The following is a 22,071-nucleotide window of genomic DNA, read 5'->3' as shown; positions in this document are numbered from 1 at the left end:
TACGGATGCTATTAGTATAGTTTCCGAAAGAGTATCTCATCGTTTTTTATCCATTTTTCATTTTTCATATTTTGAAATTACATTCGTTATCTTTTGGATTTTTTAATCCACAAAACAGTATTATTTTTTGTACTACAACTTATACTTTTATTTATAGTATGATGTACATTTGTACTGCTTTTTTAGTACCTATAAATTTTTATTTTTTTAACCCAAACTTCAACTCTTGAAATGAGAATATCTGTAGTTATAGCCCAAGAAGAACATTTTAAATATGCGCAAGAAATATGCGACACTATAGAAAATTCGGCTTTATTGAGAGGTACTGGAATTGCAAAAAGAACCCCAGACTACATCAAAAAAAAGATAGCCAATGGCGATGCCGTTATTGCATTGGACAAAAATGGCGTTTTTGCCGGTTTCTGCTATATCGAAAGTTGGCAAGACAGTAACTATGTCGCACACTCTGGACTTATAGTACATCCTGACTACAGACAATTAGGATTAGCAAAAAAAATCAAGTCTTTTGTATTTGATTACTCTCTAAAAAAATACCCAAATGCTAAAGTATTTGGAATCACAACTGGTTTGGCCGTAATGAAAATCAATTCTGATTTAGGGTACAAACCCGTTACTTTTTCAGAATTGACTAGTGACCCCAAATTTTGGGCTGGTTGTCAAACGTGTACCAATTTTGAAATATTAAAAAGTAAAGATTATAAAATGTGCTTGTGTACAGGAATGCTTTACGATCCAAAAGAAAAACCAAAAGACCCACCCAAACATCCATTTAACGTTCGAATTTGGAACAGATTAAAAGCAATTAAAGAAGCGCTTTTCTTGGAGAATAAAGAAAAATAAACAACACACAGTTCAAATAAAAATGAAATCGGAGCTTTACAAACTCCCCAAAATAAATATAAAATGTCAAATAAAAAAGTAGTATTAGCCTATAGCGGAGGATTAGACACATCGTATTGTCTAAAATATTTAAAAAACGAACAAGGATACGAAGTTCATACCGTATTAATCAATACAGGAGGATTTGACGATGCCGAATTACAAGCCATCGAAGACAGAGCTTATGAATTAGGAAGTGCCAAACACGCTAGCCTTACCATTTTAGACAAATATTACGACAAAGCCATTAAATATTTGATCTACGGAAATGTATTGAAAAATAACACATACCCACTTTCTGTTAGTGCGGAACGAGTTTTCCAGGCAATTGAAGCTATAAAATATGCTAAATCGGTTGGTGCTACTGCTATTGCCCACGGAAGTACTGGTGCTGGAAACGACCAAATTCGTTTTGATTTGATTTTCCAAACCATCGCTCCCGAAATTGAAATCATCACTCCTATTCGTGACTTGAAATTATCAAGACAAGAAGAAGTAGATTATTTAGCTAAAAACGGCGTACACTATTCTTGGGAAAAAGCACAATATTCGATCAACAAAGGACTTTGGGGAACTAGTGTTGGAGGAAAAGAAACTTTAACATCAAGCAAACCATTACCAAGTGAAGCATATCCTTCTCAATTAACCAAAGAAGGCGAAGAGAAAGTAACTTTAGAATTTCTTAAAGGAGAATTGGTTGCTGTGAATGGCGTTGCCGACAAACCTTCAAATAATATTGTAATTCTTGAAAAACTGGCAAGCGCATACGCCATCGGAAGAGATATTCACGTTGGAGATACTATTATCGGAATTAAAGGAAGAGTTGGTTTTGAAGCCGCTGCTCCTATAATCATCATCAAAGCGCACCATTTATTAGAGAAACACACTCTTGGAAAATGGCAGCAATATTGGAAAGAACAACTAGGAAACTGGTACGGAATGTTATTTCACGAAGGTCAATTTTTGGATCCTGTAATGCGTAACATCGAAACTTTCCTTGAAGACACACAAAAAACCGTAAATGGAACCGTAACCGTTTCTTTGAAACCGTATCACTTTTCATTAGACGGAATCGAGTCTAAAAATGATTTAATGAATACTGGTTTTGGACAATACGGAGAAATGAACAATGCTTGGACATCAGACGATGCAAAAGGATTTATCAAGATTTTAGGAAATGCCCAAAACATATTTTCATCTGTAAATAACGAAACTTACGAATAAATAATTATGAAATTATTCAGTTACTAAACAATTTTGAATTGCCTCCAGCTTTAGCTGGAGGAAAAGGAATAAATAACAAATTGGCTTTAGCCAAAAAACATACTATTTTGGCTAAAGCCAATAATAATACCCAATTCTATTCCTCCAGCTAAAGCTGAAGGCAATTAATGTATTAAAAACAAAGTATGCTGAATAATTAAGCTATTTTAAAAAAATAAAATTATGATTTCAATAGGTATAATTGGAGGCTCAGGATACACTGCAGGAGAATTAATTAGAATTCTTATGTTTCACCCCAACGCAAAATTAGATTTTGTTTACAGCACAACCAATGCGGGAAAACCACTTTCTATTGCGCATCACGATTTGCTGGGCGATATTGAAATGAATTTTACCGATACCATCAATCCAAACGTAAATTTGGTGTTCTTGTGTTTAGGTCACGGAAAATCAATTTCGTTTTTAGAAGACAATCAGTTTTCGGATGCTACCAAAATCATCGATTTAGGCAATGATTTCAGATTAACAAAAGACAAAGACTTTAACGGAAAATCATTCGTTTACGGCTTGCCCGAATTGAATAAAACGGACATCAAAAGCGCACAATATATCGCCAATCCAGGTTGTTTTGCAACAGCTATTCAATTGGCATTATTGCCATTAGCGTCCCACGGATTATTAAATGACGATGTGCATATCAACGCCACCACAGGAAGTACTGGAGCTGGAGTTGGTTTGGCAGCCACTTCTCATTTCAGTTGGAGAAACAACAATATGTCACATTACAAAGCGTTCAATCACCAGCATTTGGGTGAAATCAACCAAAGCGTGAATCAGTTGCAAGCAGATTATAGAGACGAATTGATTTTTGTTCCCAACAGAGGCGATTTTACAAGAGGAATTTTTGCCACTTTATACACTAAAGTGGAAGAAAGTCTAGAAGATTTGGTTGCTAAATACGAAGCTTTTTATGCAGACCAACCATTCGTAACCATTACTACGACTGATATCAATATGAAACAAGTGGTACAAACGAACAAATGTATCATTAGTTTAATGAAAAAAGGGAACCGGATTTTGATTACTTCGGTAATCGACAATTTGGTAAAAGGAGCTTCAGGACAAGCCATTCAGAATATGAATTTGATGTTTGGACTCGAAGAAACCACAGGTTTACACCTGAAACCAAGCGGATTTTAATCCCCTCCCCAGCCCTCTCCGAAGGGGAGAGAGTTGAACAACTAATAAAATTATAAATATAAAAAGCAATTCCCCCCGTTGCTAGTTCCCCCTCCTTCGGAGGGGGTTAGGGGGAGGAAAAAAATGAACTTATTTGACGTTTACCCATTATATCCTATTACGCCTGTAAAAGCATTAGACTGCACCATTACAGACGATAAAGGAATCGAATATTTAGATTTATACTCTGGTCACGGAGTAATTTCTATCGGTCATACCCAACCGGATTATGTGGACAAAGTAAAAGCACAATTGGATAATTTGAGTTTTTACTCGAATGCGATTCTGAATCCCTTACAAGTAGAATTGGCAGAAAAATTAGGAAAAGCTTCTGGCTTAATTGATTTCAGCCTATTCCTTTGCAGTTCTGGGGCTGAAGCCAATGAAAACGCTTTAAAAGTAGCCTCTTTTCATACCAATAAATCAAGAGTAATTGCTTTTGACAATTCGTTTCACGGAAGAACATCGGCGGCTGTCGCGGTTACCGATAACAAAAAAATTGTAGCGCCATTGAACGCGCAACAAGTCGTTACTTTCCTGCCGTTGAACCATATTGACTTGGTAGAAGCTGAATTGAAAAAAGGCGATGTTTGTGCCGTAATCATCGAACCAATTCAAGGAGTTGGTGGTTTAGACCAAGGAACAACTGAATTCTTTCAAGCTTTGGAAAAATCCTGCAAAGCCAATGACGTGGTTTTAATCTTGGACGAAGTACAATCGGGTTACGGAAGAAGCGGAAAGTTTTTTGCACACCAACACCACGGAATCAATCCTGATATCGTAACGACTGCCAAAGGTATGGGGAACGGTTTCCCGATTGGAGGCGTTTTAATTTCTCCAAAATTCAAAGCGAGTTACGGATTATTAGGAACTACTTTTGGCGGAAGTCATTTGGCTTGCGCTGCTGGTATTGCCGTTTTGGACGTGATGGAAAAACAAAATTTAATCGAAAACACAAACAAAGTATCCGAATACTTTTTTGAAGCTATCAAAGTAATTCCTGAAATCATCAAAGTAAAAGGAAGAGGATTGATGTTGGGAGTCGAATTTGATTTTGACGTGAGCGCATTGAGAAAGAAAATGATTATCGAAAAACATATTTTTACGGGTGGAGCCAACAATAAAAACTTATTGAGAATTCTACCTCCTTTAACGATTACAACTGAAGCAATTGACACATTTATCGTGGCTTTACAAGAATCATTAGTTGAACTAAAATCATAAAAATGAACCCGCTCCGCAAAGTCTCTGACTTTGCGGAAGTGAGAATCGGTCTCAGACCGCATACAAAATGAAGGTTTAAAACCTTCAAACACATCCTCAAAGTCGGAGACTTTGCTGAGCAAGGAACTAAATATCATAACAATGAACACATTATTATCCATAGCAAAAAGAAATGCTGTTTTAAGCCGAATGGCAGAACTTCTAGAACAAGAAAGAGCCAACCTTAAAAGTATCAATCAACAGGATTTAAATAATTATTCTGGTGAAGATTTGGCTATGGAAAAACGCTTGCTCGTTGATGATGCCAAAATTGACGGAATGATTTTGTCGATGCAACAATTGGCGAGCCAAGAAGATCCTGTTGGCGTGGAAAGATTCCATTTTGTACACGACAACGGTCTTAAAATCACCAACAAAACAGCAGCTTTTGGTACGATAATGATTATTTACGAATCTCGTCCAGATGTAACGGTCGAAGCCGGTGGAATCGCCTTCAAATCAGGAAACAAGATTTTATTGAAAGGCGGAAAAGAATCTTTGTTATCGAATTTGAAAATTGTTTCTCTTTGGCACCAAGCCTTAACAGCAAATGACATTACTATAGATTGGGTGGAATATTTGAATTACAATCGTGCCGAAACCCAAGCTTTCTTGGAAAATCCAACACAAAAAGTGGACTTAATCGTTCCTCGTGGCGGCGAACAATTGATTGCTTTTACAAAAAAACACGCTACTTGTCCCGTAATCGTTAGCGGTCGCGGAAATAATTTTGTGTATGTAAACAAAGAAGCCGATTTGCAAAAAGCCCTTGACATTATCATCAACGGAAAAACAACAAATATCGGCGTTTGCAATGCGTTGGATAAAGTTTTGATTGATTCCAATTTAGAAAACTGGGAAGATTTTGCAAAACAATTGGTAACCGAATTACAGAAATACAAGGTGGAAGTTTTAGGCGATACTGCTTTCGCAAATGCGACTCAGGCTCCTGCCATTACGAATGAAGAAATTTGGTACGAAGAGTTTTTAAATTATAAAATTGTTATCGGAATCGTGAATTCGGATAAAGAAGCTATTGCCAAAATCAACAAATATTGTGGCGGACATTCGGCTTCGATAATCACGACCAATGATGCTATTGCACAGGAATTTATGGAGCAGGTAGATTGTGCGGCGGTTTATCAAAACGCTTCAACTCGTTTTACCGATGGCGGTCAATTTGGTTTGGGAGGAGAATTAGCGATAAGCACCGATAAATTACACCAACGCGGACCAATAGGATTGCAACATTTAGTGACCAATAAATGGTATATTTACGGCGAAGGACAAATCCGATAAAATGTACAGACGCGATTTATCGCGTCTCATAATACTGCATCAATAATGACGATTGATATTTATAAATAATGGCAAAAAAAAGAATATTATTAAAGCTCGGAAGCAACACGCTCACCAAAGAAACCAATCACATTTCGAGAGGAAAGATTGAGGATATTGGAATGCAAATTGCCGCTTTACAAGACGAATATGAGTTTATAATCGTGAGTTCTGGAGCGATTGCTGCAGCAAAACAGTTTGTAAAACTGGACAATCACGACAAAGATGTTTTTGTAAAACAAGCCTTGGCTTCTATTGGTCAGCCTCATTTGATGCGGATTTACCACGAAAATTTCAGCGATTTGGGTTTGCTAACTTCCCAATGTTTGCTTTCGTATTCTGATTTTGAGAAAAAACAAACAAAAGTCAATATCGTAAACACGATAAACGTCTTGGTCAAAAATAGTTATATTCCAATCATTAACGAAAATGATACCGTTGCCACGGACGAAATTCAGTTTGGTGATAATGATAAATTAGCGGCTTTAACGGCAGTTTTATTGAACGTTGACATTCTGATAATTGCCACGAATACCAACGGAATTTACACCAAAGCATCCATTAATAACGAAGTCCCTGAAACCATTGAGTTAGTGACTGACTTATCTGAATTGCAAAAAGAAATTGGAGACAAAAAATCATCTCACGGAACCGGCGGAATGCAATCCAAAATTGATTCGGCGGCAATTGCCAAAGCAGCGAATATAGAAACTTGGATTATCAACGGACTGGAAGATAATTTTATTTTGAAGGCTTTAAAAAACGAGATTAAATTTACCAAAATTGTATGAAATGTTGTTTTGCTTAATCGATAACTCGATTAAGCAATTAAACAAATAACCGATTAAACCATAAAAAAATGAACTTTATATCCATACAAAACATAGATTCACTCGACAAATGGGTGAAACAAGCGTTAAAAATCAAAAAGAATCCGCTTAAAAATAAAAAATTAGGTAAGAACAAAACACTAGTAATGTTGTTCTTTAATGCTAGTTTGAGAACGCGTTTGAGTACCCAAAAAGCAGCCTTAAATTTAGGGATGAACGTGATGGTGATGAACTTTGGCAGCGAAGGTTGGACATTGGAATACGAAGATGGAGCGATTATGAATCAAGGGGCTTCGGAACATATCAAGGAAGCCGCAGCTGTAGTTTCTCAATATGCAGACATCATTGCTATCCGAGCTTTTGCGGGATTAGTGGACAAAGAAAAAGACAATGCCGAAATGGTAATTTCAGGATTTTTGAAACACGCCACAGTGCCAATTGTCAATATGGAAAGTGCTACGGGACATCCGATGCAATCTCTTGCTGATGCGATTACAATGGCAGAACACAAAACCGAACACAGACCAAAAGTTGTTCTAACTTGGGCGCCACATCCTAGAGCCTTACCGCAAGCAGTTCCCAATTCTTTTGTGGAGATGATGCAAAAGCAAACTGAAATGGATTTTGTGATTACACATCCAAAAGGCTACGAACTGAATCCTGAAATTACGAAAGACTCCAAAATCGAATACGATCAAAATAAGGCTTTCGAAAATGCCGATTTTATCTATGCCAAAAACTGGAGCAATTACAAAGAATATGGTCAGATTACGAATTCCGATCCAAATTGGACAGTTACTGCCGATAAAATGAAACTGACCAATAATGCCAAATTTATGCACTGTTTGCCTGTTCGTAGAAATGTAATCGTTACGGATGAAGTGATTGACAGCGAAAATTCGATTGTGATCGAACAAGCCAATAACAGAACCTATTCGGCTCAATTAGTATTACAAACAATATTAGAAAATGTCAAATAAACCCTCTTTATCCATCATCAAAATTGGTGGAAACATCATTGATAATCCTGTGGAATTGTCGCAATTCTTGGCCGATTTTTCCAAGATTGAAGGCAACAAAATTCTCGTTCACGGTGGCGGAAAATCGGCTACCAAAATGGCGCAAAGTATTGGATTGACTCCTCAAATGATTGATGGACGCAGAATTACAGATCAACCAATGCTCGATGTAGTCGTGATGATTTATGCCGGTGAAATCAACAAAAATATAGTGGCTCAATTGCAAGCCAACAACACCAATGCAATGGGATTTTCGGGTGCCGATGGGAATTTGATTCAATCCACCAAAAGAAACCATCCCACCATCGATTACGGTTTTGTTGGCGATGTACAAAAAGTGAATACATCATTATTGGAAACCTTGATTAATATTGGAATTGTTCCTGTTTTTTGTGCCATCACACACGATAAAAAGGGTCAATTATTGAATACCAATGCGGATACCATCGCCAGTGAATTGGCCATTGCCGCCTCGGAAGTTTTTGAAGTAACCTTGAATTATTGCTTCGAAAAATCGGGAGTTCTAACGGATGTTGAAGATGAAAATTCGGTAATCGAACAAATCAATTCGGCTCTTTACGCAAAATTAAAAGCAGAAGGTGCGATTCATTCTGGGATGATTCCAAAATTGGACAACTGTTTCAATAGTTTATCCAAAGGTGTTCAGAAAATAAAAATTGGTCATCATCGAATGTTACAAAATAAGGCTGCATTGCATACTACAATTACTTTATGAAAAACATAGAAACCCTTACTCAAGAAGCCATTGCTTTATTAAAATCGTTGATTGAAACACCTTCATTTTCGAGTGAAGAAGAGCAAACAGCACTTTTAATTGAAAATTGGTTTACACAAAATAGCATTCCTTTCGAGAGAGAGAACAATAACATTTGGGCTTACAATCAACATTTTGACAAATCCAAACCAACGATTTTACTCAATTCGCACCACGATACGGTGAAACCCAACCAAGGTTACACAAAAAATCCGTTTGAAGCGATTGTCGAAGACGGCAAATTATTTGGTTTGGGAAGCAATGATGCTGGAGGTTGTTTGGTTTCACTAATCGCCACATTCACTCATTTTTATACCGTTGAAAATCTGCCTTACAATATTGTAGTAGTAGCTTCGGCAGAGGAAGAAAGCAGTGGAAAACTGGGTTTAAACAGCGTTTTGAAACATTTACCAGAACTGGAATGTGCTATTGTTGGCGAACCCACATTAATGCAATTGGCGGTAGCCGAAAAAGGATTATTGGTTTTGGATGTAGTTGTAAAAGGCACTGCAAGTCACGCTGCACACAACAATCCAGACAATCCAATTTACAATGCAATGCCCGTGATTGAATGGTTCAAAACCTTTCAATTCGAGAAAATATCGGAGGTTTTAGGTCCTGTAAAAATGACCGTAACCCAAGTGACCGCAGGAAAACAACACAATGTCGTTCCCGCCGAATGCCATTTGGTTGTCGATATTCGCGTGAATGATTGCTACAACAATACTGAAATTTTAGACGCCGTAAGAGCAAATATAGCTGCCGAAGTTGCACCACGTTCGATGCACTTAAATGCTTCGTCCATTCCTGTTTCGCACGGATTGGTACAAGCAGGAATCGCTTTGGGAAGAACAACTTATGGCTCTCCTACCCTTTCCGATCAATCGGTTTTGTATTGTAAATCTTTGAAATTAGGACCAGGCGAAAGTTTGCGTTCCCACTCGGCAGACGAATTTATATATGTAAACGAAATAGAAGAAGGCATTCAATTGTATATCAAAATACTTGGCGATTTCTTGAAACAATAATTATATCATACGGACAGCTCGCGAGCTGTCCCTACAAAATAAAAAATAAACCTATGAAACTTTGGGAAAAAGGAATACCTACAGATAAACAAATAGAACATTTCACCGTTGGAAACGACCGAGAACTAGACTTAGTTTTGGCAAAATACGATGCTTTGGGTTCTATTGCTCACGCCAAAATGCTGGGGCAAATTGGACTTTTAACCGAATCAGAAACTATTTCTTTGGTTTTGGCTTTGGAAGACATCATCTTCGAAGTTGAAAAAGGGGATTTTCAAATTGAAGACAGTTTCGAAGATGTACATTCCAAAATTGAATATCTGCTAACCATAAAACTAGGTGATGCAGGAAAGAAAATCCACACGGCACGTTCTCGAAATGACCAAGTTTTGGTCGACGTTAATTTGTACCTAAAAGATGTCGTAACCGAATTTAAATCGCAAGTACGAACTCTTTTCGACTTGTTGATGGAATCGGCAGAGAAACACCAAAACGTGCTCTTACCAGGTTATACGCACTTACAAATTGCGATGCCTTCCTCTTTCGGAATGTGGTTTTCTGCTTATGCTGAAACCTTGATTGACGACATCACAATGTTGAACGCTGCCCTGAAAATTGTGGACCAAAATCCATTAGGTTCCGCTGCAGGTTACGGAAGCTCCTTCCCTATCAACAGAACATTTACTACGGAAGAATTAGGTTTTGAAACCTTGAAATACAATTCTGTGGCTGCCCAAATGAGCCGTGGAAAATCCGAAAAAACAGTTGCTTTTGCGATGAGTAGCGTGGCTGCAACTTTGGCAAAATTTTCGATGGACATTTGTTTGTATATGAGTCAGAATTTTGATTTCATCACTTTGCCTGCTCATTTAACGACAGGCTCCAGCATTATGCCTCACAAGAAAAACCCAGATGTCTTTGAATTGATTCGTGGAAAATGCAACAAGATTCAAGCCCTACCTTATGAAATTACGCTCATCACCAACAATTTGCCAAGCGGATACCACAGGGATTTACAATTGTTGAAAGAAGGATTATTTCCGGCGATTCAAAACCTGAAAGCGTGTTTGGATATTGCTATTTTCTCTATCAAAGACATCAAGGTAAAAGACAATATCTTGGCTGATAAAAAATACGATTACCTGTTTACGGTGGATGCTTTAAACGAAATGGTGGTTGCCGGAATGCCTTTTAGAGATGCTTATAAAGCGGTTGCGGAACAACTGGAAAACGGTACTTTTCAATCACCAAAAGAAACTAAACATACTCACGAAGGAAGCATCAACAACCTTTGTTTAGGTGAAATCAAAGAGAAGATGAATCAAGCTTTTTAGTAAACTATTTACAATTTCAAAAGCCACGAATTCACGAATTAAAATAATATAATTCGTGAATTCGTGGCTTTTATACATTAAAGAAATCTGTTTGAATCTGTGCCAATCTGTGGCAAAAAACAGCTACAATTTCCCCTTCAACTCTCCAGCATCAATATCACTGTGGGAAACATCATAAACCGATTTTCCTTCCTTAATCAATAGCAATTGTGGCGATTGATGATAAACATTAAAACGAGCAGCAATTTCATTTGAAATAGCTCTGTGTTCTAATAAATCCAAAAAATAAGCATCTACTTCTTCTTCTAAATTAAACTCGTTTTCAAATTGTTTCAAAGCAGTTCGGCTAACGATACAACGGGTGCTGTGCTTGAAAATCACAACTGGTTTTTGACTTGAAAAAGTCACAATTTCATCCAATTGTCCCATAAAAGTCAAGGGAATCCAATTGATTTTTTTGTTGGAATCATTTTGTCCCTGAGAACTCCCAAAAATATAATTAAACACACTCATTTTGTCGTTTTTTAAGTCATTTTGTCGTTCGTAAACCCCTTATAAACAGTCAATATGTCGTACCTTTAAGGATGGAATAACATTTGACGATTATTTGCCGAAGATACAATAACTTTAAGTTTACACAAGCACATCAATTAACACATTCAACTTTAAATAAAAAGTAAAATGAACATCAATAAATTCACAATCAAATCGCAGGAAGCCATTCAGTTTTCACAGCAATTGGCACAACGTTTGGGACAACAACAAATAGAAAATGAACACATTTTTAAGGCCATTTTTGAAGTCGATGAAAATGTAGCACCTTTTATTTTAAAAAAACTGAATGTAAATGTTCCGTTGTTTCAACAAATATTAGACAGCACCATTCAGAGCTTTCCGAAGGTTTCTGGTGGCGAAATTCAATTTTCTAGAACTGCTGGAACCACGCTTAACGAAGCTGAAATTATAGCACAAAAAATGAACGATGAATTCGTTTCTATCGAACATTTAATCTTGGCAATTTTTGGTTCCAAAAGCAAGGTAGCACAAATCTTAAAAGACCAAGGCGTCACCGAAAAAGGTTTGAAAGCCGCAATCGAGGAACTCCGAAAAGGCGAAAGAGTAACTTCTGCTTCTGCCGAGGAAACCTATAATTCTTTGAATAAATACGCCCGAAACCTTAACGAATTGGCTCGAAACGGAAAATTAGATCCCGTTATAGGTCGTGACGAAGAAATCCGCAGGGTTTTGCAAATCTTGACGCGTAGAACCAAGAATAATCCAATGTTGGTGGGTGAACCTGGAGTTGGTAAAACCGCCATTGCCGAAGGATTGGCACACCGAATCGTGGACGGAGACGTTCCCGAAAACCTAAAAGATAAAATCGTGTTTTCTCTCGATATGGGTGCTTTGATTGCTGGAGCCAAATACAAAGGAGAATTCGAAGAACGTCTGAAATCGGTTGTGAAAGAAGTGACTGCTGCCGAAGGAGATATTGTCCTTTTTATTGACGAAATCCACACGCTAGTTGGTGCTGGAGGTGGTGAAGGTGCAATGGATGCTGCCAATATCCTGAAACCAGCTTTGGCTCGTGGTGAACTGCGTGCTATTGGTGCAACGACTTTGGACGAATACCAAAAATATTTCGAAAAAGACAAAGCACTCGAACGCCGTTTCCAAAAAATAATTATCGAAGAACCCGATACCGAAAGTGCCATTTCCATCCTTCGTGGAATCAAAGACAAATACGAAACACACCATAAAGTTCAGATAAAAGACGATGCCATTATTGCTGCTGTCGAATTATCGCAACGCTATATTACCAACCGATTTTTGCCGGACAAAGCCATCGATTTAATGGACGAAGCCGCTTCGAAAATCCGAATGGAAATCAACTCCAAACCCGAAGAACTCGATGTTTTGGATCGAAAAGTAATGCAATTGGAAATCGAAATTGCAGCCATCAAACGCGAAAAAGATGAAAGCAAACTCAAAGCTTTGGGAATGGATTTGGCCAACCTCAAAGAAGACCGAAACGAGATCTTCGCCAAATGGAAATCTGAGAAAGATGTAGTTGATAACATTCAAGCCGTGAAAACTGAAATCGAAGACTTCAAATACGAAGCCGAACGTGCCGAACGCGAAGGCGATTACGGAAAAGTGGCCGAAATTCGTTACGGAAAAATCAAGGAAGCCCAAGAACGATTGAATGGGTTCCAAAAACAATTGGCCGAAGATCAAAAAGGGGGAACTTCTTTAATAAAAGAAGAAGTCACTCGGGAAGATATCGCCGAAGTCGTGGCCAAATGGACCGGAATTCCCGTGATGAAAATGCTGCAAGGCGAAAGAGAAAAACTCTTGAAACTCGAAGACGAATTGCACAAACGCGTCGTGGGTCAGGAAGAAGCTATCGAAGCTGTGAGCGATGCCGTGCGTAGAAGTCGCGCCGGATTGCAGGATATGAAAAAACCCGTGGGAACTTTCCTTTTCTTAGGAACAACGGGTGTCGGAAAAACCGAATTGGCCAAAGCCTTGGCCGAATATTTATTTGACGATGAAAACGCGATGACCCGAATTGATATGAGCGAATACCAAGAACGCCACAGCGTGAGCCGATTGGTAGGAGCTCCTCCGGGATATGTAGGTTATGACGAAGGCGGGCAATTGACCGAAGCCGTACGTAGAAAACCCTATTCCGTGATTCTGTTGGACGAGATTGAAAAAGCGCATCCCGACACGTTCAACATCTTGTTGCAAGTCTTAGACGAAGGGCGTTTGACGGACAACAAAGGGCGTTTGGCCGATTTCAAAAACACGATTATCATTATGACTTCGAATATGGGAAGCCAGATTATACAAGAGAAATTTGAGAACTTAAAAGGTGGAATTGAAGCAGCTACCGAAGCTGCCAAAGTGGAAGTTTTGGGCTTGTTGAAGCAAACCGTTCGTCCCGAATTCATCAACCGTATTGACGAAATCGTGATGTTTACGCCTTTGACCAATGCGAATATCGCTCAAATCGTAGGTTTGCAACTGAAAAGTGTCAAAAAAATGTTGGCTTTGCAAGGTATTACTTTGGATGCCACACCAGAAGCGATTGACTATCTTTCGGAGAAAGGGTACGATCCGCAATTTGGTGCAAGACCTGTAAAACGTGTGATTCAAAGAGACGTTCTCAACCAATTGTCGAAAGAGATTCTCTCAGGAACCATCACTACCGACAGTATCGTTTTGATTGATGCCTTTGATGGGAAATTGGTGTTTAGGAATCAGAGTGAATTGGTTCATTAATTGGTCTACGTCAGTTCGAGTGTTTTATTAAAAAATGCGCCAGCTTTTTTTAATAAAATGTATCGAGAACAATTCTAATTTTATGAAAACACCAGTCGAGAGATTGGTGTGTTTTTATTCAAGTGAGTTTAATATGTCGTTTATTTGGATTTTAAATGTGGGAATCGTTTCAAAAATAGTTTCCCAAACAAAGCTGTTATCGACTGAAAAGTATTCGTGAACTATAAAATTGCGCATTGATTTAGCACCACGCCAATCTACATCAGGGAATTTTTTTTTCATTTCTTAATCAATTTGCGAAATGGCTTCGCCAATTACGATAAAGTTTTTAAGAACGGCATCTTGCTTGAGCCAATCGCCTAGAAATTCTTCCTTAGATGTTGTGTTTGCCACCAGCTCTAATTTTTCAATGGCTTCAAGGATATGTAAGAAGTAAATTTTATGTTTTTCAGTTTTCATAAAAATACCGAACTTCCTTTAGTACTTTTTCCTTGATGAATTTATTTAAGCCATTTTCCGAAATTAAATCTACTTTTTTATGTAGCTTTTCTTCTAACTCAAAATGAATTTTAGACAGCGTAAACAAACCAATTGGTTGATTCAAGGAAAAAAGAATGTCAATATCACTCTCGCTGTTTTCTTCGTTTCTAGCCACAGAACCAAATAACCCTATCCTTTTGGGATGATACGGTTTTAAAGTTTCGATGATGATATGTAACTGGCTTTTTGATAACATTATACAAATGTAATTAAAAATAAGTTAAAAATTAAGACTAGGGAGAATTACCGTTATGCAAGTATTTTTAGAAACCCAGATAGCGGATTTGCAATCCGTGCCCCTAAGCGAGAGCAAACAATAGATATGTTTACTTGCCAATTGGAAAGGGCACAGAATGGAATTCTTCGCTAACAAACACAAGGCTAAAATCCTCGTGCTGTGCGAAGTCTCCCGACTTCGTACCCACAACTATTTGTAACTACAACTTTAGAGTCTTATTTATAAGCTTGTGCTTGTCGCCAATTGGAATAGCTACGAAGTCGGGAGACTTCGCAGAGCAGTCAAAGAAAACTCGATTTTAAACCCGTCGAATTCGATGGGTTTAGAAAATAAGCTAACTTAAGTACAAAGCCTCTGTTACCCATATCCTCAACTCTAAACTTGGGGATTTTTTGTATTTTTACAATTAAATACTTTTTCTATGCAAGAAAACAAATCCAATATCCTCATATATCAAACTGAAGATGGCGTTACCAAAATGGAAACCCGACTTCTGGATGAAACGGTTTGGCTTACTCAAGCGCAAATGGCAACTCTTTTTGACAAAGGAAGAGTTACAATTACGGAACACATAAACAACATCTTTAAAGAAGGGGAATTGAATGAAAATTCAGTTAGTCGGAAATTCAGACATACTGCCGCTTATGGCAAAAACTATGAAACTACTTTCTACAATCTCGATGTTATTATTTCTGTGGGTTATCGCGTAAAATCGCATCGTGGTAGGCAATTTCGGATTTGGGCAACACAGCGATTGAAAGAATATAGGGTAAAAGGATTTGCGATGAACGATGATTTGCTAAAACAAGCTGGAGGAGGCAATTATTTTGACGAATTATTGGCTCGAATTCGGGATATACGCTCGTCTGAAAAAGTTTTTTGGAGAAAAATTTTAGATATTTATTCCACCAGTATCTATTATAATCCAAATACCGAAGTTTCTCAAAACTTCTTTAAAACCATCCAAAATAAAATACACTGAGCTGCCCACGAACACACTGCCGCCGAAGTTATTTATCAACGAATTGACTCGACAAAACCCAATCTTGGATTAACCAATTTCAAAGGAGAAAATCCAAGCTTACAAGAAACCTAAATAGCCAAAAATTATCTGGATGAAAAGGGACTTAACCTGCTCAATAGATTTGTAGTAGCCTATTTAGATATTGCCGAATTGCAAGCACTCAATCAAAACCCAATGTATATGAAAGATTGGGTGACTCGATTGGACGATTTCTTGAAAATGACCGGAAAAGAAATACTCAATCATTCAGGATCTATTAGTTATAATAAAGCTATTGAAAAAGCAAAAACAGAATATGACAAATACAAGGAAACCCTAAAAAATGAACTTTATAATGTGGAAAAAGATTTTATCAATCAACTAAAAACCACCGAGAAAAAGATAGCAAAAAAAGAATAAGAAAGCTAATAAACCAAAGTGTATAACTTTATAAAACTCCTAATGTCACTTGATAAAAAAGTAAAACCCTATACCAATGGAACTATCTAAAACAGATAAAAAAATTGCTCGAATCCCAATGGACAAAGGAATTGAAATCTGTAACGCTTCGGTAATAGAAATTTTAACAGACTGGAAAAACGGCAAAAAAAACATGAAAAACTTACGGCAAAGTCTTTGAAATCGTTAAAAAAATGACAAATACATTGCTTCAAATTACGATTGAATTTCAGGGATTCACTACTTTGATACTGTTTTAAACATATATTGCAAAGGTCTTGTTACAGAAGAAGACCTAAAACCATTTTCTGAAACTATAGAGCGGTTTACCGTGTATAAATAAAAACTCCTTTTTTGTTTTGGAAGTAGTAAGAGAGGTAATATTTGATGGTGAAATAATATCAGTATTTATAATAAAAAAAAATAGATTTGAGTCGAAAACGGTAACAACCTTTTGGAGATATGTTGCTTTTTACGGTCAATTTTCTTAAGAAAAGTTTTGATATTGAAATTGATTTCTTTGTGAGTTTTTTAAATTCTAAAGAAAATTTGACAATACATACTAAATGTTCTGAAAGAGCTTTTACTAGTTAATAACGAAAATAGGCTGACCTACAATAGGTTGTTAGTTTTCGTGATTCTACTCTTTTTTATTAGTTTTTAATAAATTTTGATATAGTATTTTTCCCATTTGAAATTACTTGCAACAAATACATTCCGTTTTGGAGGTTTTCTAAGTTTAATGTATTGGTACCATCATTTTGTTCTAACACTTTTTTACCTGTTATGTCGGTGATTGAAATTTTATCAATAGAGGTATTTTCAGGGTTTGTGATAGTCAAAATATTTTTAACTGGGTTTGGAAAGATTAAAAATTTGCTATCGTTAGTTATATTTTTTAATGTTGAGAGTGAATTCGTGTTTAAACGCCATAATTCTCTACCATTTTGTCCGCCATTGGTAGCATTGAAAAATAAATTATCAGCCACATTGATTAAACCTTCTGGCGAAGAGCTTTCACTCAAAAATCTAATATTATAGCCAATTGTTCCGCTTGCTGTACCATCAGTTTTAAATAGTTCTTGACCAATAATATTATCACCTGCAACGAAATATATTGTACCGTTTATGTTTGTAAATTGACCAGGTTCAGAGGAGCTAATACCAGCATTAATATCTTTTACGAGTGTAGTTCCTGCTTCTGTACCATCACTCTTCCACATTTCAATCCCATGAATACCATCATTTGCAGAAAAATATAAAATACCATTGACGTTCGTTAAATTAGTAGGATTAGAACCAAAATTAAAAGTACTTTCTCTAATTTCTTTAACTTTTATAGTTCCAGCCACTGTTCCATCACTTTTCCATAATTCTAAATTATTGTCAATATCAGTTGCAATAAAAAAAAGTATTCCATTTACATTGGCAAAACTACCAGCACCTGAACTATATGCTACACCGTTAGGCGTATATCCGGGATAAATATCTTTAACCATTGCTGTTCCTGCTGTGGAACCATCACTTTTCCATAATTCCGTTCCAAAAAAAATACTTTCTCCACTGAAAAATAAGATACCATTTGCAATTGTCAAATTTGGGTATGAACCAACAGTTGAAGCAGTTCCTGGCGTGTTGGAAACCATTACTGTTCCTGATGCAGTGCCATCACTTTTCCATAATTCGTTTCCATTAATTTCGTTATAAGCAGCAAAAAATAAAGCACCATTAACGTTGATGAAATTATTAGGATTTGATCTATTAGGTACATCAAATGTAAATCCAGGATTAATATCTATAACCATCACAGTTCCTGCGTCGGTTCCATCACTTTTCCATAGTTCTGTACCATTATCATTGGCATTGGCAGAAAAAAATAAAGTTCCGTTAAAATTTATTAATTCGTCTATAAAGCCAGTATTATCTGTAAGACTTGGGTTAAGATCTTTTATCATTACTGTTCCAGCTTCTGTACCATCACTTTTCCAAAGTTCACGACCGTTTATTCCGTTATTTGCCGTAAATAAGAGTGTGCCGTTTACATTGGTTAAATTTCTGGGTTCCGACCCATATGAAGTACCACTACTGCTTAAATTTATATCTTTAACCATTACAGTTCCAGCATTGGTGCCATCACTTTTCCATAATTCAAATCCGTTTACACCATCATTTGCGGCGAAAAATAAGGTTGAATTTATTTTGGTAAAACTTGGATTATATGAAAACGAAGTATTAGATCCAGAATAAATATCTTTCACCATAACAGGTTGTTGGCTGTAATTATTAGTACTTAACAATAAGAAAAATAAGCTGACCAAAAAAAGAGTTGTTGTTTTCATAATTTTAATTTTTAATGAATTTTGAAACTGTAGATTTTCCGTCTGAAATTATTTGCAGCAAATACATTCCATTTTGGAGTTTTTCTAAGTTTATGGTATTAGACCCACTATTTTGTTCTAAAACTTTTTTGCCTGTTAAATCTGAAATTATAACTTTCTCAAAAGACCTACTATCAGAATTTTGAATGGTTAAAATATCTTTAACAGGATTTGGAAAAATCGAGAATTTACTTTCCATGATTGTATTTTTTAAAGTGGCAAGTAAATTTGTATCTAAAACCCATAGTTCTGTACCATAAACGCCAATCCTTGCTGTAAAGAATAATTTACCATTTACATTGATTAAATTACTTGGAGGATCACCAATCAAATTCAATATATTGACACCAGTAGTTCCATTTGCAGTTCCATCGGTTTTGAATATTTGTCGACCAGTAATACCATCGTTTGCCACGAAATATATAGTTCCGTTTATATATGTAAATTCAAAAGGTTCTGAGCCAATAACACCAGCATAAAGGTCTTTTAAAAGTGTAGTGCCTGCTTCTGTACCATCACTTTTCCATACTTCTTTGCCGTTAATTCCATCATTGGCATCAAAATACAAAGTACCATTTGCGTTGGTTAAACCATTAAGAAACGAACTTACTGTTCCATTTCTAATTTCTTTAACTTTTACAGTTCCTGCCGCTGTTCCATCGGTTTTCCATAATTCAAAATTTTGTCTGTTGGAATCAATTTCACTATCACAAGCACTAAAGAACAAAGTACCATTTACATTGGTTAGATTATTGGGAGATGAGTTATAAAAATAATTATTTTGAGCATTATAACCAGGGAAAATATCTTTTACCATAACAGTCCCAGCGTTAGTTCCATCACTTTTCCAAAGCTCTATTCCATTAATTCCATCGTTGGCAGAAAAATATAAAGTGCCATTTACATTGGCCAAACCAATAGGATCTGAGCCGTTATTCCCAGCGACAATTTCTTTAACTTTTACTGTTCCTGCACTTGTGCCATCACTTTTCCACAGTTCAAAATTGGAAGTACTTTGGTCTCTTGCAGAAAAAAACAACGTACCATTCACATTGGTTAAACTATAAGGAGCAGAACTATTTGGTAGACCATTCAAAGAACTACCTATAAAAATGTCTTTTACCATTACGGTTCCAATTGCAGTTCCATCACTTTTCCATAATTCATATCCATTATCAATATTATTACATCTAAAATATAGTACTCCATTGATATTTGTTAACATTGCTGCATCTGAACTCCCATCTGAAAAATTACTGTAAATATTAATGTCTTTTACCATAACTGTTCCAGCTTCGGTGCCATCGCTTTTCCACAGTTCATTGCCATTAATGCCGTTATCCGCCGTAAAATATAATAATCCATTGACATCAGTTAAGTTTCTTGGTGTAGAACTATTAGGTACGCCAGCAAACATGTAGCCCGGATAAATATCTTTGACCATAACTGTTCCAGCATTTGTTCCATCGCTTTTCCATAACTCAGATCCATTTACGAGATCGTTCGCCATAAAAAAAAGAGTTGTATTATTTTTTGTTGGAGTGAAAAGCGACAAAGAAGAATTGGTGCCAGGATAAATATCTTTAACCATAAAAGGTTGTTGCGAATACGCACTCCAGTTACATAGTAGTAATAGTATTGTAATGAATAGGTAAAGTATTGTTTTCATCATTGTATATTTTAGTTTATTTTTTTCTAAATCTGCTATTCGTTTAGTGAAAAATTGCTGGTTCAAGTTTGTTTCTAGAATAAGAAAGAGGATTAATTTTGTCGATAATATCCAATCCGAGTGTTGTTTTTTAAATGTCCGATTTCCAACGTTTATCAGACGTTACTGATATTGTTATTAGACAACCGAAATAGGTTCAAAATTGATTGCTACCTTGCGTTTTATTGTTTCCCGCAAGATTTAGAACATAAGCTTTATCGTCAGTTCACGTGGTATTTCCCCCAAAAGCTATTCTAGCTCGTTGCGCATTGATTTTGTTGAAACCAATGCGTAATATTAGGATCAAGAGTCGTTGTTTGTTTTTCATAGTATTCAATATTAAGATGTTATCGTTTTAATATTGTAAAATTAGCTGGTTAAAAAAAAACAGTTCTACTGCATTGTAATGATTTATAATATCCTACTTTTATATGATATAAGAAAAAGCAACTTGTGCTTAACTTTGTATTTGAATAAAGGAATAGAAATGGCAATACGTGATAGTTTAACAAGTCAATTGTTGAATTTATATTACCTAAAAACAAATTTGAAATATGCTGAACGCAATTATTATGAAGCCGAAAAATATGGATTAAAATACGATTCAGTAAATAATATGATAAATGAAGGGGAAATGTCAAAATATTCACTCGATTTAGAACAGCGGTATAAAGTAGAAAAGAAAGACAAAGAAATTTTATTACTAGAAAAAAATCAAACTAGACAAAAAACATTTATTTATTCCTTAGCAGCCATTGCGATAAGTTTGTTGCTTTTTATTTATTTATTATACCGAAATTATACAGCAAGGAAAAGAATTGCCGAGCAAAAAATTATACAACTACATCAAGAAAAAAAGATCGATGCCACACAAAATATGATACAAGGCGAAGAACAAGAACGAACTCGATTGGCCCGTGACCTACACGACGGTTTGGGCGGAATACTAACAGGTGTAAAATATCAATTGAATAGTATGAAAGGAAACGTAATTTTATCAGAAGAAAACGCCTTCACATTTACCAAAAGTATCTCTCAAATAGATGAAGCCATTGCCGAAATGCGGCGTGTAGCTCACAATATGATGCCAGAAGAGTTGTTGAAATTTGGTTTAGACCAAACCCTAAAAAGCTATTGCGATTCGGTTTGTCTAAGTTCAGAACTTACAGTTTCTTATCAAAGTTTTGGAATGGATGATCGGTTGGAGCAAACCAATGAAATTGTATTGTACAGAATTGTTCAAGAGCTTTTAACTAATACTTTAAAACACGCCAATGCTACAAAATCGAATATTCAATTGTCGAAGAATGGTCATTTAATTTCGTTAACCGTGGAAGATAACGGAAAAGGTTTTGATGTAAATGCACAACAGATTGCTTCGAAACTCACAAGATATGGAATTGGTTTGTCAAACATAAACCATAGAGTGGAATATCTTAACGGAAGAATAGACATAAAATCCGATAATAGAGGAACATCAACCCACATTGAATTTGAAACAACATAA

Annotated in this window: 17 protein-coding genes and 2 pseudogenes; 14 read left to right on the top strand and 5 right to left on the bottom strand. The window is 36.3% G+C overall.

Features of this window, described 5'->3' with window-relative positions:
* The first annotated feature begins 231 nt into the window (after positions 1–231).
* The 10 genes from FNW17_RS07070 to argH all read left to right on the top strand — a co-directional run bounded on the left by FNW17_RS07070 (position 232) and on the right by argH (position 10,950).
* Positions 232–861, top strand: a complete 630-nt coding sequence (locus tag FNW17_RS07070; protein WP_143390942.1) for a GNAT family N-acetyltransferase — start codon at positions 232–234, stop codon at positions 859–861.
* 63 nt (positions 862–924) lie between these two features.
* Positions 925–2,124: an argininosuccinate synthase gene (locus tag FNW17_RS07065; protein WP_144071262.1), complete on the top strand. Its 1,200-nt coding sequence runs from the start codon at positions 925–927 to the stop codon at positions 2,122–2,124.
* A gap of 222 nt (positions 2,125–2,346) precedes the next feature.
* On the top strand, positions 2,347–3,324 hold the full coding sequence (gene argC / locus FNW17_RS07060) for an N-acetyl-gamma-glutamyl-phosphate reductase (protein WP_144071261.1): 978 nt from the start codon (positions 2,347–2,349) through the stop codon (positions 3,322–3,324).
* Between the two features lie 123 nt (positions 3,325–3,447).
* On the top strand, positions 3,448–4,587 hold the full coding sequence (locus FNW17_RS07055; protein WP_144071260.1) for an aspartate aminotransferase family protein: 1,140 nt from the start codon (positions 3,448–3,450) through the stop codon (positions 4,585–4,587).
* A 141-nt stretch (positions 4,588–4,728) separates the two neighbouring features.
* Positions 4,729–5,925, top strand: coding sequence for a glutamate-5-semialdehyde dehydrogenase (locus FNW17_RS07050; RefSeq protein WP_144071259.1), 1,197 nt, complete (start codon positions 4,729–4,731; stop codon positions 5,923–5,925).
* A 68-nt stretch (positions 5,926–5,993) separates the two neighbouring features.
* On the top strand, positions 5,994–6,755 hold the full coding sequence (gene proB, locus FNW17_RS07045) for a glutamate 5-kinase (RefSeq protein WP_143390937.1): 762 nt from the start codon (positions 5,994–5,996) through the stop codon (positions 6,753–6,755).
* A gap of 68 nt (positions 6,756–6,823) precedes the next feature.
* Positions 6,824–7,774 carry an N-acetylornithine carbamoyltransferase gene (locus tag FNW17_RS07040; RefSeq protein ID WP_144071258.1) on the top strand — a complete coding sequence of 317 codons (951 nt, stop codon included), beginning with the start codon at positions 6,824–6,826 and terminating at the stop codon, positions 7,772–7,774.
* Positions 7,764–8,549: an acetylglutamate kinase gene (gene argB, locus FNW17_RS07035; RefSeq protein WP_144071257.1), complete on the top strand. Its 786-nt coding sequence runs from the start codon at positions 7,764–7,766 to the stop codon at positions 8,547–8,549. The genes FNW17_RS07040 and argB overlap by 11 nt, the downstream gene beginning before the upstream one ends.
* Positions 8,546–9,616: a M20 family metallo-hydrolase gene (locus FNW17_RS07030; RefSeq protein WP_144071256.1), complete on the top strand. Its 1,071-nt coding sequence runs from the start codon at positions 8,546–8,548 to the stop codon at positions 9,614–9,616. The genes argB and FNW17_RS07030 overlap by 4 nt, the downstream gene beginning before the upstream one ends.
* Before the next feature lie 53 nt (positions 9,617–9,669).
* Positions 9,670–10,950: an argininosuccinate lyase gene (argH, locus tag FNW17_RS07025; RefSeq protein WP_144071255.1), complete on the top strand. Its 1,281-nt coding sequence runs from the start codon at positions 9,670–9,672 to the stop codon at positions 10,948–10,950.
* A 123-nt stretch (positions 10,951–11,073) separates the two neighbouring features.
* Here the strand turns inward: argH and ytxJ are convergent, their stop codons facing one another.
* Entirely contained in the window at positions 11,074–11,463 is a 390-nt protein-coding gene (gene ytxJ, locus FNW17_RS07020) for a bacillithiol system redox-active protein YtxJ (protein WP_144071254.1), read from the bottom strand.
* A gap of 168 nt (positions 11,464–11,631) precedes the next feature.
* Between ytxJ and clpB the strand changes: the two genes are divergently transcribed.
* Positions 11,632–14,238 carry an ATP-dependent chaperone ClpB gene (gene clpB / locus FNW17_RS07015; protein ID WP_144071253.1) on the top strand — a complete coding sequence of 869 codons (2,607 nt, stop codon included), beginning with the start codon at positions 11,632–11,634 and terminating at the stop codon, positions 14,236–14,238.
* 114 nt (positions 14,239–14,352) lie between these two features.
* Here clpB and FNW17_RS16495 read toward each other — a convergent pair.
* Both FNW17_RS16495 and FNW17_RS07000 read right to left on the bottom strand, forming a co-directional pair.
* Positions 14,353–14,697, bottom strand: a pseudogene (locus tag FNW17_RS16495) (HepT-like ribonuclease domain-containing protein).
* On the bottom strand, positions 14,687–14,974 hold the full coding sequence (locus tag FNW17_RS07000) for a nucleotidyltransferase family protein (protein ID WP_143390929.1): 288 nt from the start codon (positions 14,972–14,974) through the stop codon (positions 14,687–14,689). Before FNW17_RS07000 ends, FNW17_RS16495 begins: the two are co-directional and overlap by 11 nt.
* A gap of 463 nt (positions 14,975–15,437) precedes the next feature.
* Here FNW17_RS07000 and rhuM point away from each other — a divergent pair.
* Positions 15,438–16,439 (top strand): annotated as a pseudogene (rhuM, locus tag FNW17_RS06995) (RhuM family protein).
* 76 nt (positions 16,440–16,515) lie between these two features.
* Complete coding sequence (locus tag FNW17_RS16290; RefSeq protein ID WP_185964825.1) at positions 16,516–16,659, top strand: hypothetical protein; 144 nt, start codon at positions 16,516–16,518, stop codon at positions 16,657–16,659.
* Between the two features lie 472 nt (positions 16,660–17,131).
* On the opposite strand, the gene FNW17_RS06990 is transcribed toward FNW17_RS16290, so the two are convergent.
* Complete coding sequence (locus FNW17_RS06990; RefSeq protein WP_143390928.1) at positions 17,132–18,817, bottom strand: ELWxxDGT repeat protein; 1,686 nt, start codon at positions 18,815–18,817, stop codon at positions 17,132–17,134.
* A gap of 4 nt (positions 18,818–18,821) precedes the next feature.
* Complete coding sequence (locus tag FNW17_RS06985) at positions 18,822–20,525, bottom strand: ELWxxDGT repeat protein (RefSeq protein WP_144071250.1); 1,704 nt, start codon at positions 20,523–20,525, stop codon at positions 18,822–18,824.
* Between the two features lie 508 nt (positions 20,526–21,033).
* Between FNW17_RS06985 and FNW17_RS06980 the strand changes: the two genes are divergently transcribed.
* On the top strand, positions 21,034–22,071 hold the full coding sequence (locus FNW17_RS06980; protein ID WP_185965274.1) for a sensor histidine kinase: 1,038 nt from the start codon (positions 21,034–21,036) through the stop codon (positions 22,069–22,071).

This window comes from Flavobacterium franklandianum, from assembly GCF_007097365.1.
In the GTDB taxonomy this organism is placed as follows: domain Bacteria; phylum Bacteroidota; class Bacteroidia; order Flavobacteriales; family Flavobacteriaceae; genus Flavobacterium; species Flavobacterium franklandianum.
The sequence above is the reverse complement of the archived record's forward strand: the minus strand, read 5'-3'. Positions and strand labels throughout refer to the sequence as shown.

Bases quoted from the DNA above. Each gene is read 5' to 3' on its own strand.
- FNW17_RS07070 (WP_143390942.1), top strand. From the start codon at position 232: ATGAGAATATCTGTAGTTATAGCCCAAGAAGAACATTTTAAATATGCG.
- FNW17_RS07065 (WP_144071262.1), top strand. From the start codon at position 925: ATGTCAAATAAAAAAGTAGTATTAGCCTATAGCGGAGGATTAGACACA.
- argC (WP_144071261.1), top strand. From the start codon at position 2,347: ATGATTTCAATAGGTATAATTGGAGGCTCAGGATACACTGCAGGAGAA.
- FNW17_RS07055 (WP_144071260.1), top strand. From the start codon at position 3,448: ATGAACTTATTTGACGTTTACCCATTATATCCTATTACGCCTGTAAAA.
- FNW17_RS07050 (WP_144071259.1), top strand. From the start codon at position 4,729: ATGAACACATTATTATCCATAGCAAAAAGAAATGCTGTTTTAAGCCGA.
- proB (WP_143390937.1), top strand. From the start codon at position 5,994: ATGGCAAAAAAAAGAATATTATTAAAGCTCGGAAGCAACACGCTCACC.
- FNW17_RS07040 (WP_144071258.1), top strand. From the start codon at position 6,824: ATGAACTTTATATCCATACAAAACATAGATTCACTCGACAAATGGGTG.
- argB (WP_144071257.1), top strand. From the start codon at position 7,764: ATGTCAAATAAACCCTCTTTATCCATCATCAAAATTGGTGGAAACATC.
- FNW17_RS07030 (WP_144071256.1), top strand. From the start codon at position 8,546: ATGAAAAACATAGAAACCCTTACTCAAGAAGCCATTGCTTTATTAAAA.
- argH (WP_144071255.1), top strand. From the start codon at position 9,670: ATGAAACTTTGGGAAAAAGGAATACCTACAGATAAACAAATAGAACAT.
- ytxJ (WP_144071254.1), bottom strand. From the start codon at position 11,463: ATGAGTGTGTTTAATTATATTTTTGGGAGTTCTCAGGGACAAAATGAT.
- clpB (WP_144071253.1), top strand. From the start codon at position 11,632: ATGAACATCAATAAATTCACAATCAAATCGCAGGAAGCCATTCAGTTT.
- FNW17_RS07000 (WP_143390929.1), bottom strand. From the start codon at position 14,974: ATGTTATCAAAAAGCCAGTTACATATCATCATCGAAACTTTAAAACCG.
- FNW17_RS16290 (WP_185964825.1), top strand. From the start codon at position 16,516: ATGGAACTATCTAAAACAGATAAAAAAATTGCTCGAATCCCAATGGAC.
- FNW17_RS06990 (WP_143390928.1), bottom strand. From the start codon at position 18,817: ATGAAAACAACAACTCTTTTTTTGGTCAGCTTATTTTTCTTATTGTTA.
- FNW17_RS06985 (WP_144071250.1), bottom strand. From the start codon at position 20,525: ATGAAAACAATACTTTACCTATTCATTACAATACTATTACTACTATGT.